Annotated in this window: 16 protein-coding genes; all 16 read right to left on the reverse strand. The window is 59.1% G+C overall.

Features of this window, described 5'->3' with window-relative positions; translation table 11 throughout:
- Positions 1-6 precede the first annotated feature (6 nt).
- The gene (gene nuoM, locus FEZ21_RS10955) at positions 7-1,539 is read right to left on the reverse strand and encodes an NADH-quinone oxidoreductase subunit M (protein ID WP_003446966.1); all 1,533 of its coding nucleotides are present in this window, start codon (positions 1,537-1,539) and stop codon (positions 7-9) included.
- A 38-nt stretch (positions 1,540-1,577) separates the two neighbouring features.
- Positions 1,578-3,431: an NADH-quinone oxidoreductase subunit L gene (gene nuoL / locus FEZ21_RS10960; protein WP_003446968.1), complete on the reverse strand. Its 1,854-nt coding sequence runs from the start codon at positions 3,429-3,431 to the stop codon at positions 1,578-1,580.
- Positions 3,428-3,736, reverse strand: a complete 309-nt coding sequence (nuoK, locus tag FEZ21_RS10965; protein ID WP_003446970.1) for an NADH-quinone oxidoreductase subunit NuoK — start codon at positions 3,734-3,736, stop codon at positions 3,428-3,430. Before nuoK ends, nuoL begins: the two co-directional genes overlap by 4 nt.
- 1 nt (position 3,737) lies before the next feature.
- Positions 3,738-4,241: an NADH-quinone oxidoreductase subunit J gene (gene nuoJ, locus FEZ21_RS10970; protein WP_003446971.1), complete on the reverse strand. Its 504-nt coding sequence runs from the start codon at positions 4,239-4,241 to the stop codon at positions 3,738-3,740.
- Positions 4,242-4,250: 9 nt separating this feature from the next.
- The gene (gene nuoI, locus FEZ21_RS10975; RefSeq protein WP_003446975.1) at positions 4,251-4,799 is read right to left on the reverse strand and encodes an NADH-quinone oxidoreductase subunit NuoI; all 549 of its coding nucleotides are present in this window, start codon (positions 4,797-4,799) and stop codon (positions 4,251-4,253) included.
- Positions 4,800-4,811: 12 nt separating this feature from the next.
- On the reverse strand, positions 4,812-5,819 hold the full coding sequence (nuoH, locus tag FEZ21_RS10980) for an NADH-quinone oxidoreductase subunit NuoH (RefSeq protein WP_003446978.1): 1,008 nt from the start codon (positions 5,817-5,819) through the stop codon (positions 4,812-4,814).
- Complete coding sequence (nuoG, locus tag FEZ21_RS10985) at positions 5,816-8,530, reverse strand: NADH-quinone oxidoreductase subunit NuoG (RefSeq protein WP_003446979.1); 2,715 nt, start codon at positions 8,528-8,530, stop codon at positions 5,816-5,818. The genes nuoH and nuoG overlap by 4 nt, the downstream gene beginning before the upstream one ends.
- Before the next feature lie 132 nt (positions 8,531-8,662).
- Positions 8,663-10,018, reverse strand: a complete 1,356-nt coding sequence (nuoF, locus tag FEZ21_RS10990; protein ID WP_003446981.1) for an NADH-quinone oxidoreductase subunit NuoF — start codon at positions 10,016-10,018, stop codon at positions 8,663-8,665.
- Positions 10,015-10,512, reverse strand: a complete 498-nt coding sequence (gene nuoE, locus FEZ21_RS10995) for an NADH-quinone oxidoreductase subunit NuoE (RefSeq protein ID WP_010656198.1) — start codon at positions 10,510-10,512, stop codon at positions 10,015-10,017. The genes nuoF and nuoE overlap by 4 nt, the downstream gene beginning before the upstream one ends.
- Positions 10,513-10,514: 2 nt before the next feature.
- Positions 10,515-12,299 (reverse strand): NADH-quinone oxidoreductase subunit C/D, encoded by a 1,785-nt coding sequence (nuoC, locus tag FEZ21_RS11000; protein WP_160627101.1) that lies wholly within the window; start codon positions 12,297-12,299, stop codon positions 10,515-10,517.
- A 73-nt stretch (positions 12,300-12,372) separates the two neighbouring features.
- Positions 12,373-13,047 (reverse strand): NADH-quinone oxidoreductase subunit B family protein, encoded by a 675-nt coding sequence (locus FEZ21_RS11005; RefSeq protein ID WP_003446989.1) that lies wholly within the window; start codon positions 13,045-13,047, stop codon positions 12,373-12,375.
- A 10-nt stretch (positions 13,048-13,057) separates the two neighbouring features.
- Positions 13,058-13,471, reverse strand: coding sequence for an NADH-quinone oxidoreductase subunit A (locus FEZ21_RS11010; protein WP_003446990.1), 414 nt, complete (start codon positions 13,469-13,471; stop codon positions 13,058-13,060).
- Positions 13,472-14,100: 629 nt separating this feature from the next.
- Positions 14,101-15,426, reverse strand: a complete 1,326-nt coding sequence (aceA, locus tag FEZ21_RS11015) for an isocitrate lyase (RefSeq protein ID WP_003446991.1) — start codon at positions 15,424-15,426, stop codon at positions 14,101-14,103.
- A 240-nt stretch (positions 15,427-15,666) separates the two neighbouring features.
- Positions 15,667-16,395, reverse strand: a complete 729-nt coding sequence (locus tag FEZ21_RS11020) for a secretin N-terminal domain-containing protein (RefSeq protein WP_003446993.1) — start codon at positions 16,393-16,395, stop codon at positions 15,667-15,669.
- 195 nt (positions 16,396-16,590) lie between these two features.
- Positions 16,591-17,013, reverse strand: a complete 423-nt coding sequence (locus FEZ21_RS11025; RefSeq protein WP_003447004.1) for a GNAT family N-acetyltransferase — start codon at positions 17,011-17,013, stop codon at positions 16,591-16,593.
- Positions 17,006-18,172: a cupin domain-containing protein gene (locus FEZ21_RS11030; RefSeq protein ID WP_160627102.1), complete on the reverse strand. Its 1,167-nt coding sequence runs from the start codon at positions 18,170-18,172 to the stop codon at positions 17,006-17,008. The genes FEZ21_RS11025 and FEZ21_RS11030 overlap by 8 nt, the downstream gene beginning before the upstream one ends.
- Positions 18,173-18,205: the final 33 nt, after the last annotated feature.

Genomic DNA, 18,205 nt, shown 5'->3' on the forward strand with positions numbered 1-18,205 from the left:
GCGCTCTTACCGGGCCGAAGCGAGTTGAGTGAAGGCGGTGCCGATCCACTGCTGCACGCCATGCATGGTCGCAGCCGAGGTATCGAGGAACGGTTGTGGGTATACGCCGATGAACACCAGCAATACCGCCAGACCGAGCACCATGATCAGTTCACGTGCATCCATGCCGGCCAGTACTGCATCCGACTTGGAAGGGCCGAAATAGGCGCGGTGAATCATGATCAGCGAGTAGACCGAACCAAACACCAGACCGGTTGTGGCAATGGCCGTGATCCATGGGAAGCTGGCGAACGAGCCAATCAGGATCAGGAATTCGCCGACGAAGTTACCGGTACCCGGCAGGCCCAGCGACGCCGCAGCGAAGAACAGGCTGATGGCCGGCAGGTAGGCGATCTTGGACCACAAGCCGCCCATTTCCCGCATGTCGCGAGTGTGCAGACGCTCGTACAGTTGACCGCTGAGGATAAACAGCGCGGCTGCCGAAACACCGTGGGCCAGCATCTGGATGACGGCACCTTGCAGTGCCAGCTGGCTGCCGGAGTAGATCCCGATCAGTACGAAGCCCATGTGCGAAACACTGGAGAACGCGATCAGACGCTTGATGTCGGTTTGTGCGAAGGCCAGGAACGCGCCGTAGAAAATCCCGATCAGACCCAGGGCCATGGCAATCGGCGCAAACTCGGCCGAAGCATTCGGGAACAGCGGCAGGGCGAATCGCAGCAGACCATAGGCAGCGGTCTTCAGCAGGATACCGGCCAGGTCCACAGAACCGGCAGTCGGTGCCTGGGCGTGAGCGTCAGGCAACCAGGAGTGGAACGGTACGACTGGCAGTTTCACGGCAAACGCAATGAAGAAGCCAAGCATCAGGATGTACTCGGTAGTGAGTGACATCTTGGTTTTCAGCAACTCGGCGTAGCTGAAGGTAATCACGCCGGTGTTGTTGAAGTTGACCAGCACCAGACCCAGGATCGCCACCAGCATGATCAGGCCGGAAGCCTGAGTGAAGATGAAGAACTTGGTGGCGGCGTAGATACGGGTTTTCTTGCCGTCCGAAGAACTGTGACCCCAGAGCGCGATGAGGAAGTACATCGGCACCAGCATCATTTCCCAGAAGAAGAAGAACATGAACAGGTCGATGGCGAGGAACACGCCAACCACACCGCCCAGGATCCACATCAGGTTCAGGTGGAAGAAGCCCACATGACGCTGAATCTCTTTCCAGGAGCACAGAACGGACAGCACGCCGAGCAAGCCGGTGAGCAGGATCATCAGCAGCGACAGGCCGTCCAGCGCCAGGTGCACGCTGATACCGAAGCGTGCGATCCAGATGTGCTGGAACTCCAGGGCCCAGGTCGGATCGGCGCCGGGCGCCGGTGCAAATGAATAGTTACCCTGGGACCACAGCCAAAGGCCGAGTGCAAGCTCAAGGGACATGGTCAGCAACGCAATCCAGCGTGGCAGGGTAGGGCCGAAGCGCTCACCCAGCCAGCACAGCAGGCCGCCGATAAAGGGGATCAGGATTAGCCAAGGCAGAATCATGACGGGCTCAATTCCTTTCGCAATGTCGAAGGTTCATATCAGACCGCTACCAAAACGATGGCGCCCATGACCAGTACAGCACCGGCGGCCATAGAAGCAGCGTACCAACGCAGTTGTCCGGTTTCGCTACGGCTCAGGGCGTTATGCCCGGCTTTGGCCATCTTCGGGATCAAACCAATGGTCTGGTCCAGAGGATCTTTGCGCAGCAAGCGGCAGATCAACAGGTAAGGTTTGACGAACAGTTTGTCGTACAGCCAGTCGAAGCCCCACGCGGCGAACCACCAGGCCGTGAGGAAGCGGCCAATGGCGCTGTTGGCAACGTAGGTGACGAAGCGGCGCTTGCCCAGGTACAGCAAGCCGGCCAGCAGGATACCGGCCAGGGCGATGGCGCCCGAAGCGATTTCCAGGCTGTGCTTGGCTTCGCCGCCGGCATGGCCGACGCTTTGTGGCAGAACACCGGCCAGTGGCGGAGTGATCATGGCGCCGATGAAGGTCGACAGTACGATCAGTACCCCCAGCGGCAGCCAGTAGGAAACGCCATGCCCCGGGTGGGCTTCAGTCTTGGCTTCACCGTGGAACGTGATGAAGATCAGGCGGAAGGTGTACAGCGAGGTCATGAACGCGCCGACCAGGCCGGCATACAGCAGTTCGTTGTTGCCGCTGGCGAAGGCCTCCCAAAGAATTTCGTCCTTGGAGTAGAAGCCGGCCGTCAGCAGTGGCAAGGCAGAGAGTGCCGCGCCGCCGACGATGAAGCTGGCGTAGGCCAGTGGCAGTTTTTTCCACAGGCCGCCCATCTTGAAGATGTTCTGCTCGTGGTGGCAGGCAACGATCACCGCACCGGAAGCAAGGAACAGCAGGGCCTTGAAGAAGGCGTGGGTCATCAGGTGGAAGATCGCACCGTCCCATGCACCAACGCCCAGCGCCAGGAACATGTAGCCGATCTGGCTCATGGTCGAGTAGGCGAGGATACGTTTGATGTCGGTTTGTACCAGTGCGGCGAAACCGGCCAGTACCAGGGTCACGCCGCCGACGATACCCACCAGGTGCAGGATGTCCGGAGCGAGGGTGAACAGACCGTGGGTACGGGCAATCAGGTAAACGCCCGCGGTTACCATGGTTGCGGCGTGGATCAGTGCCGAAACCGGGGTAGGACCGGCCATCGCATCTGCCAGCCAGGTTTGCAGTGGCAGTTGTGCCGATTTGCCGACCGCGCCGCCCAGCAGCATCAGGGTCGCCAATACGATCCAGAAGTCACCGGCCTGGAACTTCAGCGGCGCTTGAACCAGCAGCTCCTGAATGTTCAGTGTGCCCAGTTGCTGGAACAGGATGAACAGGCCGATGGCCATGAACACGTCGCCGATACGGGTCACGATAAAGGCTTTGAGTGCGGCATTACCGTTGTTGCGGTTGCTGTAGTAGAAACCGATCAACAGGTACGAGCACAGGCCTACACCTTCCCAGCCGAAGTACAGGAACAACAGGTTATCGCCCAGGATCAGGAACAGCATGCTGGCGATAAACAGGTTGGTGTACGCGAAGAAGCGCGAGTAGCCCTCTTCACCACGCATGTACCAGGAGGCGAACAGGTGGATCAGGAAGCCGACGCCGACCACCACGCCGAGCATGGTCACCGACAGGCCGTCCAGGTAGAGGGCGAAGTTGGGCTTGAAGCCTTCCACCGACATCCACTGCCACAGCACTTGTGTGTAGTGACCGCCTTCAGGCGGTGCAACGTTGAATTGCCAGATCACATAGGCAGCCACGATGGCCGAGAGGCCAATGGAGCCGACGCCGATCAGGGCCGAGAGGTTTTCGCTGAAGCGTCCACGGGAGAACGACAGCAGCAAAAAGCCGATCAGGGGGAATACGAAAGTCAGAAAGAGAAGGTTCATCCGCGCATCTCACTGGCAGCATCGATATCAAGCGTGTGGAAACGGCGATACAGCTGCAGCAGGATCGCCAGGCCAATGCTGGCCTCGGCTGCTGCAAGGGTGATCACCAGGATGAACATCACTTGTCCATCCGGCTGCGCCCAGCGTGCACCGGCAACGATGAACGCCAGTGCAGCGGCGTTCATCATGATTTCCAGACTCATCAATACGAAGAGAATGTTGCGACGTACCATCAGGCCGACCAGACCGAGGCAGAACAGGACACCTGCAACGGCCAGACCATGTTCGAGAGGTATTCCTGGCATGTTATTGCTCCTTCGCCTCGTTACGGCCCAAGTGGAACGCCGTCACTGCTGCTGCAAGCAACAGAAACGAGGCGAGTTCGACTACCAGCAGATACGGGCCGAACAGGCTGATGCCCACGGCTTTTGCATCGATGGTGGTTTGACCGATTGCAGCACCGCTCTGATGGGCGAACAGCACGTACAGCAGTTCGGCCAGCAGCAGGGCGGACAAAATGGTCGGTCCGATCCAGATATTGGGCTTGAGCCAGATGCGTTCCTGTTGAACCGAGGCCGGGCCCTGGTTGAGCATCATCACCACAAACACGAACAGCACCATGATGGCGCCGGCGTAGGCGATCACTTCCAGCACACCGGCAAACGGTGCGCCAAGGCTGAAGAACGTCATCGCCACGGCAATCAGCGAAATAATCAGGTAGAGCAGGGCATGCACGGGGTTGGTGTTGGTGATCACACGTAACGTGGACACTACAGCGATACCCGATGCGAAATAGAAAGCGAATTCCATCGTTCTTCCTTAAGGCAGCAAGCTCTTCACGTTGATCGGCTCGGCTTCGTTCTGGGCAGCGCCTTTCGGCTTGCCCTCAACGGCCATACCCGCAACACGATAGAAGTTGTAATCAGGGTTCTTGCCGGGGCCGGAGATCAGCAGATCTTCTTTCTCGTACACCAGGTCCTGACGTTTGAACTCGGCCATCTCGAAATCCGGAGTCAGCTGGATTGCGGTGGTCGGGCAGGCTTCCTCACACAGGCCGCAAAAAATGCAGCGTGAGAAGTTGATGCGGAAAAACTCCGGGTACCAACGGCCATCTTCGGTTTCGGCTTTTTGCAGCGAAATGCAGCCCACCGGGCACGCTACGGCGCACAGGTTGCAGGCTACACAGCGCTCTTCGCCGTCCGGGTCGCGGGTCAGGACGATCCGCCCGCGATAACGCGGTGGCAGATAGACCGCTTCTTCCGGGTATTGCAGCGTGTCACGCTTGCGGAAGGCATGGCCAAACACCATCACCAGGCTGCGAAGCTGGGTGTAGGTGCCATGCACGATGTCAAACAGATACTTGAACATGGGTCTCTATCCTCACTGAACCGCGCCGGCGGGCGTGTTCAACAACACGACTGCGGCGGTTACCAGCAAATTGATCAGGGTCAGCGGCAGGCAGAACTTCCAGCTGAAATCCATCACCTGGTCATACCGTGGGCGCGGAATGGAAGCGCGCAGCAGGATGAAGATCATGATGAAAAACGCGGTCTTCAGGGCGAACCAGATAAACGGAATCTGCGGCAGGATGCCGAAAGGCCCGTGCCAGCCACCGAAGAACAAAGTCACCAGCAACGCCGAGATCAACACGATCCCGATGTACTCACCAACGAAGAACATGCCCCATTTCATGCCGGCATATTCAATGTGGTAACCATCGGCCAGTTCCTGCTCGGCTTCGGGCTGGTCGAAGGGGTGACGGTGAGTCACGGCGACGCCAGCGATGAAGAAGGTCAGGAAACCGAAGATCTGCGGAATGATGAACCACATGTTCTGCGCTTGATATTCAACGATGTCGCGCATGTTGAACGAGCCAACCTGGACCACGATGCCCATCAGCGCCAGGCCCATGAACACTTCGTAGGACACGGTCTGGGCCGAGGCGCGCAAGGCGCCCAGCAAGGCGAACTTGTTGTTGCTGGACCAGCCGGCGAACAACACCGCGTACACCGACAGACCGGCCATGGCGAAGAAGAACAGGATGCCGATGTTCAGGTCCGCCACGCCCCAGGTCGGGGTGATCGGGATGATCGCAAAGGCGACCAGCAAGGCGCTCATGGCTACCACCGGTGCCAGGGTGAAAATCACCTTGTCGGCAAACGGCGGGGTCCAGTCTTCCTTGAAGAACATCTTGATCATGTCGGCGGCAATCTGAAACGCGCCGAACGGGCCAACCCGGTTCGGACCGTAACGGTCCTGCCAGAGGGCGAGCAAACGACGCTCGACCCAGCTCAACAGCGCGCCGCAGACCACCACGGCAAGCAGGATGACCACTGCTTTGAGTACCGAGATAATTACGTCGATCACTTCAGGCGTAAACCAGGTCATTGGGCTGCCTCCTGCAAACCGTCAACGGTAAGACCAAAGATCGCAGGCGGGATGCCGGCAAGACCTGCAGGCAATGCCACCAGACCTGAACCCAGCTCTTCATTGATCCGCAGCGGCAGACGCAGGGTCACACCGGCAACGTTCAGGCTGAGCAGAGCGCCGTCATTGACACCCAGACGATCGGCTTCGGCCTTGGCCAGCGCGATGTAAGCCGCCGGAATGCGTTCTTGAACCGGCGCGGCCTTGGAAGAGTTCTCTTCGCTGCCCAGCAGGTGGAAGAACGGCACTACTTGCCAGGTGCCGCGTGCCGGGTTGAATGCGCCCGGAATGCCGGCGAACCAGTTCAGCGAATCACCCTTGCTTTCGATCAGGCGGGTGCCCGGGTCGCCAGCACGGATATGACCACCCACTTCGTCCTGGAACTTGTTCCACGCTTGTGGCGAGTTCCAGCCCGGCGACCAGGCGAACGGCACCTGTTGGCGCGGTTCGACGGAGCCCGAGTAACCTTCCATCGAGAAGGCAAACGCGGTGTCCGGGTCTTGTGGGGTGCGAGGCTCATGCACGCTGATATTGGCGCGCATGGCGGTACGGCCGCTGTAACGCAGCGGTTCGCGGGCCAGTTTCATACCTTTGATACGGAACGCAGCAGAAGGTGCGGCATCAACGATGCGCGCCAACTCTGGAGTGCTCGCAGCAGTGGCCTGAGTCACGTGGTCCAGCAGGGTCCAGTCAACCGGCTTGTTCAGCAGGGTGCTGCGCAGGGCGTGCAACCAGCGCCAGCCTTCGTGAACCAGAATGCTGGCGTCCAGGTAAGTCGGGTCGAACACCTGGAAGAAGCGCTGGGCACGGCCTTCCTGGCTGACCAGCGTACCGTCGCCTTCAGCGAAGCTGGCGGCTGGCAGAACCAGGTCGGCACGGTCGGTGGTCGCGGTCTTTTGATGATCGGCAACGATCAGCACTTTGGCCGCATCCAGCGCAGCATTGACCTTGACTGCATCAACCCGGGTGAACAGGTCGTTTTCCAGCACTACGATGGCGTCGGCTTTACCGTCAGTAACTGCTTGCAGGGCCGCGTCCAGCGATTCGCCACCGAGCATGGCCAGGCCAAGGCTGTTGGCTTCCGGAACGATCAGGCTGATGGAACCGGCCTTTTCCCGCAGGTGCAAGGCTTTGGCGATGTTGCCTGCGGCTTCGATCAGGGCTTTGCAGCCCAGGGAAGTACCGGCAATGATCAGTGGGCGTTTGGCTGCCAGCAGGGCGTTGGCGATGCGTTGTGCCAGCTCCAGGGCTTCTGCATCCAGACCGGCGACGGCAGGCGCGCTGGCGTCGATGGCATGGGCCACGGCGAAACCGATACGGGCCAGGTCATCCGGTGCTGCGTGTACGCATTCTTCGGCAACGTCGTCGAGCTTGGTTTCAGCCAGGCTGGCGATGAACAACGGGTACAGGGCGTGTTGGCCGATGTTTTTGACTGCAGCATCGAGCCATGGCTGTACGCGCATGCCATCGGCCATTTCTTCGGCCTTGCCCTTGACCGATTGACGCAGCGACAGCGCCATACGGGCGGCGGTCTGGGTCAGGTCTTCGCCAAGGACGAAAATGGCGTCGTGATCTTCGATCTCGCGCATGTTCGGCACTGGCAACGGGCTGTCTTTCAGAACTTGCAGCACCAGACGGATGCGCTCCAGCTCACCGGCTTCGATGCCCGAGTAGAAGTGCTCGGCGCCGACCAGTTCGCGCAACGCGTAGTTGCTTTCGAGGCTGGCACGTGGCGAACCGATACCGACGATGTTGCGACCGCGCAGCAGGTCGGCAGCCTTGTCCAGTGCCGCGTCGAGGCTCAGTTTGCTGCCATCGGCCAGCAATGGCTGGCGCGGGCGGTCTGTGCGGTTGACGTAGCCATAGCCGAAACGGCCACGGTCACACAGGAAGTACTGGTTGACCGAACCGTTGAAGCGGTTTTCGATGCGGCGCAATTCGCCATAACGCTCACCCGGGCTGATGTTGCAGCCGCTGGAGCAACCGTGGCAGATGCTGGGTGAAAACTGCATGTCCCACTTGCGGTTGTAGCGCTCGGAGTGGGTTTTGTCAGTGAACACGCCGGTCGGGCAGACTTCGGTGAGGTTGCCCGAGAATTCGCTTTCGAGCACGCCGTCTTCAACGCGACCGAAGTACACGTTGTCGTGGGCGCCGAATACGCCGAGGTCGGTGCCGCCGGCGTAGTCTTTATAGAAGCGCACGCAGCGATAGCAGGCGATGCAGCGGTTCATTTCGTGGGAAATGAACGGGCCCAGTTGCTGGTTCTGGTGAGTACGCTTGGTGAAGCGATAACGGCGCTCGTTGTGGCCGGTCATCACGGTCATGTCTTGCAGATGACAGTGACCGCCTTCTTCGCACACAGGGCAGTCGTGCGGGTGGTTGGTCATCAGCCATTCAACAACGCTGGCGCGAAACACTTTCGCCTCTTCGTCGTCGATGGAGATCCAGCTACCGTCGGTGGCCGGGGTCATGCATGACATGACGATACGACCACGCTTGTCGTTCTCGTCGGTGTACTGCTTGACGGCGCATTGGCGGCAAGCGCCAACACTGCCCAGGGCAGGGTGCCAGCAGAAATACGGGATATCGAGGCCTAGCGACAGACACGCCTGTAACAGGTTGTCTGCCCCATCGACTTCGAGATCTTTGCCGTCTACGTGGATAGTGGCCATGGTTCAAAGGTCTTCGTTGGCCCGGTGTCAGCGGGCGTGGCTAATGGAATCTTGTTATGCGTTCGAAGCAACTCAGCCTTACGGCGTTATCGAACGATCAGAGAGCGGCACGGACCGCTCTCCTTCAGAGCGTTACGCGCCGATAACAATCGGGCGTGCCAGAGGCGGAACTCCGGGTTTTGCTTGCGCAATACCGGCTTCGAACTCTGGACGGAAGTACTTGATCGCGCTGCCCAATGGCTCCACGGCACCCGGTGCGTGAGCACAGAACGTCTTGCCAGGGCCGAGGAAACCGACCAGACCCAGCAGGGTCTCGATATCGCCGGGCTGACCCTCACCGTTCTCGATGGCCATCAGCAGCTTGACGCTCCATGGCAGGCCATCACGGCACGGGGTGCAGAAACCGCAGGATTCGCGAGAGAAGAACTGTTCCATGTTGCGCAGCAGGGACACCATGTTGACGCTGTCGTCGACGGCCATGGCCAGACCGGTACCCATACGGGTGCCGACCTTGGCGATGCCACCGGCGTACATTTGTGCGTCCAGGTGCTCCGGCAGCAGGAAGCCCGTACCGGCACCGCCCGGCTGCCAGCACTTGAGCTTGAAGCCGTCGCGCATGCCGCCGGCATAGTCTTCGAACAGCTCGCGGGCGGTCACGCCAAACGGCAGTTCCCACAGGCCGGGGTTCTTGACCTTGCCGGAGAAGCCCATGAGCTTGGTGCCCATGTCTTCGCTGCCTTCGCGGGCAATGGATTTGTACCAGTCAACGCCGTTGCCGATGATGGCTGGCACGTTGCACAGGGTTTCAACGTTGTTCACGCAAGTCGGCTTGCCCCATACGCCCACGGCTGCCGGGAACGGCGGCTTGGAGCGCGGGTTGGCGCGACGGCCTTCGAGGGAGTTGATCAGTGCGGTTTCTTCACCGCAGATGTAACGCCCGGCGCCGGTGTGAACGAACAGTTCGAAGTCAAACCCCGAGCCCAGGATGTTCTTGCCCAGCAGGCCCGCAGCCTTGGCTTCTTCGACCGCACGGTTGAGGTGCTTGGCGGCGGTGGTGTATTCGCCACGCAGGAAGATATAGCCACGGTAGGTTTTCAGTGCGCGGGCACTGATCAGCATGCCTTCGATCAGCAGATGGGGCAGTTGCTCCATCAGCATGCGGTCTTTCCAGGTGTTGGGTTCCATCTCATCGGCGTTACACAGCAGGTAACGGATGTTCATGGATTCGTCTTTGGGCATCAGCCCCCACTTCACCCCGGTAGGGAAGCCGGCGCCGCCTCGACCCTTGAGGCCGGCGTCTTTCACGGTCTGGACGATGTCGTCCGTGGCCATGTCGGCGAATGCCTTGCGGGCTGCAGCGTAACCGTCCTTGGCCTGGTACTCGTCAAGCCATACCGGCTCGCCGTCGTCACGCAGACGCCAGGTCAGAGGGTGGGTTTCCGGCGACCGCGCGATACGGTTGGCAGGGCCGAAAGAAGTCAGGGTCATGGGTAGCCCTCCAACAACGTGGCGACGCCAGCAGGCTGTACGTCACCGAATGTGTCGTCGTCGATCATCAACGCCGGCGCCTTGTCGCAGTTCCCCAGGCAGCACACTGGCAGCAGCGTGAAGCGGCCGTCTGCAGTGGTCTGGCCCAGGCCGATGCCCAGCTTGCTCTGGATTTCGCTGACTACGGATTCGTGGCCACCGATGTAGCAGACCATGCTGTCGCATACGCGAATGATGTGACGGCCCACTGGCTGACGGAAGATCTGGCTGTAGAACGTGGCCACGCCTTCAACGTCGCTGGCGGGGATGCCGAGCATTTCACCGATGGCGTAAAGCGCGCCATCGGGCACCCAGCCGCGTTCCTTCTGAACGATCTTCAGGGCTTCGATCGACGCTGCGCGCGGATCTTCGTAGTGATGCAGCTCGTGCTCGATGGCCGAGCGCTCGGTTTCGCTCAGGGCGAAACGGTCTGTCTGGATAAGCGTGCTGTTCATGCTTAGCGGTCCACGTCGGCCATAACGAAATCGATACTACCCAGGTACGCAATCAAGTCCGCGACCATTTCGCCTTTGATCACCGAAGGGATCTGCTGCAGGTGCGGGAAGCTTGGGGTGCGAATCCGGGTGCGGTAGCTCATGGTGCCGCCATCGCTCGTCAGGTAATAACTGTTGATGCCCTTGGTCGCTTCGATCATCTGGAAGGATTCGTTGGCCGGCATTACCGGGCCCCACGAAACTTGCAGGAAGTGCGTGATCAAGGTCTCGATGTGCTGCAGCGTGCGCTCTTTAGGCGGCGGCGTGGTCAGCGGGTGATCCGCCTTGTACGGCCCGGCCGGCATGTTGCGCATGCACTGCTCGATGATTTTCAGGCTCTGGCGCATTTCTTCGACGCGCACGATGCAGCGGTCGTAGGCATCGCCGTTGGCCGCCAGCGGGACTTCAAACTCGAAGTTCTCGTAGCCGGAATACGGACGCGCCTTGCGCAGGTCGAAGTCGCAACCGGTCGAACGCAGGCCGACACCGGTGACGCCCCATTCCAGGGCCTCTTTGGTGTTGTAGGCGGCGACGCCGATCGTACGGCCACGCAGGATGCTGTTGTCCAGAGCGGCTTTCTGGTACTCGTCCAGACGCTTGGGCATCCAGTCGATGAATTCCTTGACCAGGCGTTCCCAGCCGTTCGGCAGGTCGTGGGCAACACCGCCGATGCGGTACCAGGCCGGGTGCAGACGGAAGCCGGTGATGGCTTCGATCACCTTGTATGCGCGCTGACGGTCGGTAAACGTGAAGAACACCGGGGTCATTGCGCCCACGTCCTGGATGTATGTCCCCAGGAACAGCAGGTGGCTGGTGATACGGAAGAACTCGGCCATCATGATGCGGATGGTGTCTACCCGATCCGGTACCTTGATGCCCGCCAGCTTCTCGACCGACAGCACGTACGGCAGGTTGTTCATCACGCCGCCGAGGTAGTCGATACGGTCGGTGTACGGGATGAAGCTGTGCCAGGACTGGCGCTCGGCCATTTTTTCGGCACCACGGTGGTGGTAGCCGACGTCTGGCACGCAGTCGACGATCTCTTCACCGTCCAGCTGCAGAATGATGCGGAAGGCACCGTGAGCAGAAGGGTGGTTGGGGCCGAGGTTGAGGAACATGTAGTCCTCGTTTTCCCCGGAGCGCTTCATGCCCCAGTCTTCGGGTTTGAAACGGGCGGCTTCTTCTTCCAGCTGAACCTTGGCCAGGGTCAGGCTGTACGGATCGAACTCAGTGGCCCGGGCCGGGAAGTCCTTGCGCAGCGGGTGACCTTCCCAGGTCGGCGGCATCATGATGCGCGACAGGTGCGGGTGGCCTTTGAAGTCGATACCGAACATGTCCCAGACTTCACGCTCGTACCAGTTGGCGTTCGGCCAGATACCGGTGATGGTCGGCACGCTCAGGTCACTTTCGGACAGCGCCACCTTGATCATGACGTCGCTGTTACGTTCAAGCGACATCAGGTGATAGAAGACGGTGAAGTCGGCACCCGATGGCAGGCCCTGACGCTTGGTGCGCAGACGTTCGTCCACACCGTGCAAGTCGTAGAGCATGACGTAAGGTTTTGGCAGGTTGCGCAGGAAGGTCAGTACTTCAACCAGTTTTGCGCGGGTAACCCAAAGCACCGGCATGCCGGTGCGCGTGGCCTGGGCAGTGAATGCCTCGGGGCCAAAACGGGTGTTCAGTTCGACAACCACATCTTGGTCGTCAGCCTTATAAGGCGGGATGTACAGAGCGGAGCCTGTAGTCATGGTTTTTTTATCGCTTTCGGTCAACGTAAAGAATGAAGCCAGTGTCTCGTTCTATTAAAGAAGCAGAGCTGGATCAGACTTCGTCGGGGCTGCGCAGGTTGGTCACCTGAATACGCTGTTCACGGCGCTGTTCCTTTTGTGACGGCATCTCGGCGCGATAAACGCCTTGTTCGCCGACAACCCAGGAAAGTGGGCGACGCTCCTGGCCAATCGACTCTTGCAAGAGCATCAAGCCCTGCAGAAAAGCCTCTGGGCGGGGTGGGCAGCCAGGCACGTAAACGTCCACGGGCAGGAACTTGTCGACCCCTTGAACCACGGAGTAAATGTCGTACATGCCACCGGAGTTGGCGCAAGAACCCATGGAAATAACCCATTTAGGCTCAAGCATTTGCTCATAGAGACGCTGAATGATCGGCGCCATCTTGATGAAGCAGGTACCGGCAATAACCATGAAATCCGCCTGACGCGGCGATGCCCGGATAACTTCGGCGCCAAAGCGCGCGATGTCGTGGGGCGCCGTGAAGGCGGTGGTCATCTCCACGTAGCAGCAGGACAGACCGAAGTTGTACGGCCACAGGGAGTTCTTACGTCCCCAATTGACCGTATTGTTCAGTACGTCCTCAAGCTTGCCCATGAAGATGTTTTTGTGGACTTGATCTTCTAACGGATCGGAAACGGTTTCCCGTTTGCCGATCGGGTACTGCTCGTTAGGAGCATCCGGGTCGATCCTGGTGAGTTCGTATTGCATCGCCAAAGCCTCATTGTTTCAGCTTGGCCTGCCGCTTACGACGAGCTTCCGGTGCCCAATCAAGAGCACCCACCCGAAATAGGTAGACAAGGCCTGCCAACAGAATTGCTATGAAAACGAGAGCTTCGACGAATCCGGTCCAGCCGCTTTCGCGAACAGACACAGACCAGGCAAAGAGAAAAAGGGCTTCGATATCGAAGATCACGAACAGCATCGCGACCAGATAGAATTTGGCTGAGAGCCGCAAGCGGGCGCCACCGGTAGGTAGCATGCCCGACTCGAACGGTTCGTTTTTGCTGCGCCCCCAGGCTTTTGACCCGAGGAGGCTGGAGACGCCGAGCATGAAGGCACAAAGGCCGACAACACCGAGAAGGAAAATGGCAAAGCCCCAGTTGTGGGCTATGAGTCCTGTCGCTTCGGGCATGCTGGTAATCCTTAACAGAGAGCAAAGGTCTCTGAGCTTAAAAAAGAAATAAAGCAGTGACGATATGTCGCAGCGCTATTGATGGCCGGGATTTTATGGCTAAACACCCGGCAAGTAAATTTTCTAAGATGAATTAATTCAATCCTTTAGTGGTAGAGACATCCATAAAGACTGTCCAGGCCACGTTGTACGGGCATTGCAGCGTGTTTTGGTGATTATGTTTTGTGGGGCAACCAATCAACAAAAGCAACTCTAAATGATAATTAATATCGTTTAAGCGCTTGTCTGTCAGGACTCCGCTGCGGGGGTGTGTGGAAGTTGGCTTATATATGTACCGGATGCAAGTTCCGGACTTGGCTTTTTACCCGATTCTTGTTTCCGGGTATGGACCTGGATCAGTTTTTCGTCGATTCAAAAGGTGTCGCTGCATGGGCTCGGTGCAGGTGCTGGCTTGCCAGTGACGCTGTCGTGCCGCAAGGAGGCATGGAAGCTGTCCCCGGCCAGCCAGCTTCTGCGGATTAATGGTCAGCAAAAAAAAGCCCCGAACCAGTCGGGGCGTCATGTTCAAGGCATTGCGTGTTTTTCTCTGCAGGTCAGGCAATGTCCCTGTTTCGTTTTTCGGCTGGCAATCAGTGGAACTGTTCTTCTTCAGTAGACCCGGTGAGGGCGGTTACTGAGGACGAGCCGCCTTGAATCACGGTGGTCATGTCGTCGAAGTAGCCAGTGCCCACTTCCTGCTGGTGCGCCACAAAGGTGTAGCCTTTGGCGGCGTCAGCGAACTCCTGCTCCTGCAGCTTCACGTAGGCGGTCATGTCGTTGCGGGCATAGTCGTGTGCCAGGTTGAACATGCTGTGCCACATGTTGTGGATGCCGGCCAGGGTGATGAACTGGTGCTTGTAGCCCATGGCTGACAGTTCGCGCTGGAACTTGGCGATGGTCGCGTCGTCCAGGTTCTTCTTCCAGTTGAAGGACGGCGAGCAGTTGTACGACAGCAGCTGGTCCGGGTATTCCTTTTTGATCGCTTCGGCAAAGCGACGGGCTTCGTCCAGATCCGGTTTGGCAGTCTCGCACCAGATCAGGTCGGCATACGGTGCGTAAGCCAGACCGCGGGCGATAGCCTGGTCCAGGCCGGCACGTACTTTGTAGAAGCCTTCCTTGGTCCGCTCGCCAGTGACGAATGGCTGGTCGTACGGGTCGCAGTCAGAGGTCAGCAGATCTGCTGCGTTGGCGTCGGTGCGGGCCAGGATGATGGTCGGTGTGCCGGCAACGTCTGCAGCCAGACGGGCTGCGGTCAGTTTTTGCACGGCTTCCTGGGTAGGCACCAGAACCTTGCCGCCCATGTGTCCGCATTTTTTAACCGAAGCCAGCTGGTCTTCGAAGTGAACGCCGGCGGCGCCTGCTTCGATCATGCTCTTCATCAGTTCGTAAGCGTTCAGCACGCCGCCGAAACCGGCTTCGGCGTCAGCCACGATCGGTGCGAAGTAGTCGATGTAACCCTGGTCGCCCGGGTTTTTGCCGGCTTTCCACTGGATCTGGTCGGCGCGACGGAATGAGTTGTTGATGCGCTTGACCACGGTTGGGACCGAGTCCACCGGGTACAGCGACTGATCGGGGTACATGGATTCAGCAGAGTTGTTGTCTGCTGCCACTTGCCAGCCCGACAGGTAGATAGCCTGGATGCCGGCCTTGACCTGTTGTACTGCCTGGCCCCCGGTCAGGGCGCCCATGCAGTTGACGAAATCTTTCTCGGGACGGAAGGACGGGTGTGCGCCCTGTGTCACCAGTTTCCACAGCTTGTCAGCGCCCATTTTTGCGAAGGTGTGCTCGGGTTGAACCGAGCCGCGCAGGCGGACCACGTCAGCAGCGGAGTAATCGCGAGTCACGCCTTTCCAGCGTGGATTTTCGGCCCAGTCTTTTTCAAGGGCTGCAATTTGCTGTTCGCGTGTCAGTGCCATGGAGATAAACCTCGTCGCATAGGTCTGGGTTGAAAAGTAGTTGCTCCACCAGGCACACAACAATGTTGTTAAGCGTGAATGGCTACTCGCTACAGACTCAGAGCCATTTGGGGGCCTCTGATTAGCGGGAGCGGGGCCATCATGCCTCTGCATTTTTACGTCGTCAAATGTTTTGTAGTGCTTTTTTCAAGGCACTACATAATTGCCGAAAAAACGACTTGCCGGTCAGTTTCGGGCCTTTTAGTCGAGAGCGTCTACTTTGACCCGCAAGGTCATGTCATCCGTTCCCTGGGTAGAGTAGGTGCGGGTTCCAGCCTGCTGGCCGGCCATATTCCGGCTATTGCTGCCGGCGAGGGTGATCCACTGACCCAGCGGGCCGCTGACTTGTGTGTCGGTATTTTGAATGTTCACTACATCCGGCTGTTCCTGGCTCATGCGGTCGCGGTTGGCGTTGATCGCCAGGTGTACCGTTTCACCTGTGACAGTGGCGGTCACGTAGAAACCCCGGGTGACATCCCGGTATTCGGTTTGCGTCAGCAGTCGTCCATACGCGTCTGTCTGAGTGCTGGTGAGTGGCACGCTCTGGCCGCTCTGGATAAACGCAGGCACGCCTTCGGTGGCCTGGATCTGCTGGGTGCCGCCATTGCGACTGGCCGTGCTGATTACCCGTGTTGAGCTGCTGGCGTCAGGCAGGTTGTTGTCGCTGGTATCCACGGTGATCAGCAGGCGCCTGGCTGGCTTGTCGAGTTGCGCAAGCAGGTCTTCGAGGTTTTTGATTTTTGAGGCAGAGGCCTCGACGATCAATTGATTGCCGTAGGCGCTAACTTTGCCGTTTTTACCGATAAAGTTCTGTGCGATGGGCAGCAGGTCGGTGCTGGTGCGGTTCTGCAGGGTGATGACCTGGGTATCGGCCAGGGCGCTGATGCTGCACAACAGTGCCAGGCTGGCGATGATGGCGCGTAGGGACATATCCGTTATCTCCGCAATGCTGAAAAGGCATGGAGCGAGTGTGCCAGATAGCAAAACGCCCTGCGATCCGAAGATGGCAGGGCGTTTGGCTGGATCTTTTGCGGGAGCCGGCTTGCCGGCGATTGGGATGGCCCGTTCCATGGCTCGGAACGAGGCGCTGCTATCGCGGGCAAGCCCGCTCCCACAGGGTGGGCATCAGCCCGCGCGCACCATATCAACGTGGGGAATACCTGCTTCCAGGAACTCCTCGCTGACGATCTTGAAGCCCAGTCGCTCGTAGAACGGCGTGGCGTGCACCTGGGCACTGAGCATTTGTTGCTTCAGGCCGCGCTTTTCAGCTTCGTTGATGGTTGCCTGCATCAGCGCATCACCGACTTTCAGACCGCGCCAGTCCTTGAGCACTGAAACCCGGCCGATATGGCCGTCAGGCAAGAGTCTGGCGGTACCAATCGGAAAGTCGCCTTCATAGGCCAGAAAATGCACTGCGTCGGCATCGTCTGCGTCCCACTCCAGCTCGGGCGGTACATGTTGTTCGGCAATAAACACCGCTTCACGAATGCGTCGAAGTTCGGCGTTGTCCTTTTGCCAGTTGGCGACACGTACGTGAATCTTATTCATCGGCGAACCCCAGGCTTCCTTGTTTAACCAGCTCGCAGAGCAGGTTGCGTCCGTCTTCATCGGCCAGCCATGGGCCGAGGTTGTCACTGTGCAGTGCATCGGCGGCACAGATCATTTTCAGCAGTTCGCGCAGCTTGCCCGGCAGCAGGCGGCTTTGACCGCTGGCGAACAGCAGCAGGTCTTCATCGACTTCGGACCAGGCCAGGCGGGCGCTCGGGTTGCGGATCAGGACCGCGCCCTGTTCCAGGCTGCCCAGCAGGTCTTCTTCTTCGAGCTCCGGCCCGGTAACGAGTTCCGGATAGCGCGGTTCGGTCATGAACTGGCCGAACCAGGTCAACAGCATGCGCTCATCGCTCATGTGCTCGGCCAGCAAGCCCTTCAGGCGATCCAGTGCGTCGTGCTGGATCTGGTGCGGATCGCTGACCGGCTGCGCGTCGGCATCGGTATAGCGTTCTTCGTCCGGCAGGTACTGGCTGAGGAAGTCGGTGAAGTGGGTCAGCACTTCAGCTGCGCTTGGGGCGCGGAAACCTACCGAATAGGTCAGGCAGTCATCCACGGCCACGCCGCAATGGGCCAGGCGCGGAGGCAGGTACAGCATGTCGCCCGGCTCCAGGGTCCACTCGTCGGTGGCCTGGAAATCGGCCAGGATGCGCAGGTCGGCGTGTTCCAGCAGTTTGCTTTCGGAATCGCACATCTGGCCGATCTGCCAGTGGCGCTTGCCGTGGCCTTGCAGCAAGAACACGTCGTAGTTGTCGAAATGCGGACCAACGCTGCCACCCGGGGCGGCATAGCTGATCATCACGTCGTCGATACGCCAGCTTGGCAGGAAGCGGAAGTTTTCCAGCAGTTCGCCGACTTCAGGCACGAACTGATCGACCGCCTGCACCAGCAAGGTCCACTCACGTTCTGGCAGTTTGCCGAACTCGTCCTCGGCGAACGGGCCGCGGCGCAATTCCCATGGGCGCTCGCCGTGTTCGATGACCAGGCGTGATTCGACTTCTTCTTCAAGTGCCAGACCGGCCAGTTCGTCGGCGTCGATCGGGCTTTCGAAGTCAGGTATGGCCTGGCGGATCAGCAAGGGTTTCTTCTGCCAGTAGTTGCGCAGGAATTCCCGCGCAGTGATGCCGCCCAGAAGTTGAAGAGGAATATCAGGATTCATGTGTAACCTATTGAAAAATTGCGCTTTGTAATC

The organism is Pseudomonas sp. 9.1(2019) (genome assembly GCF_009910445.1).
GTDB lineage: Bacteria > Pseudomonadota > Gammaproteobacteria > Pseudomonadales > Pseudomonadaceae > Aquipseudomonas > Aquipseudomonas paraversuta.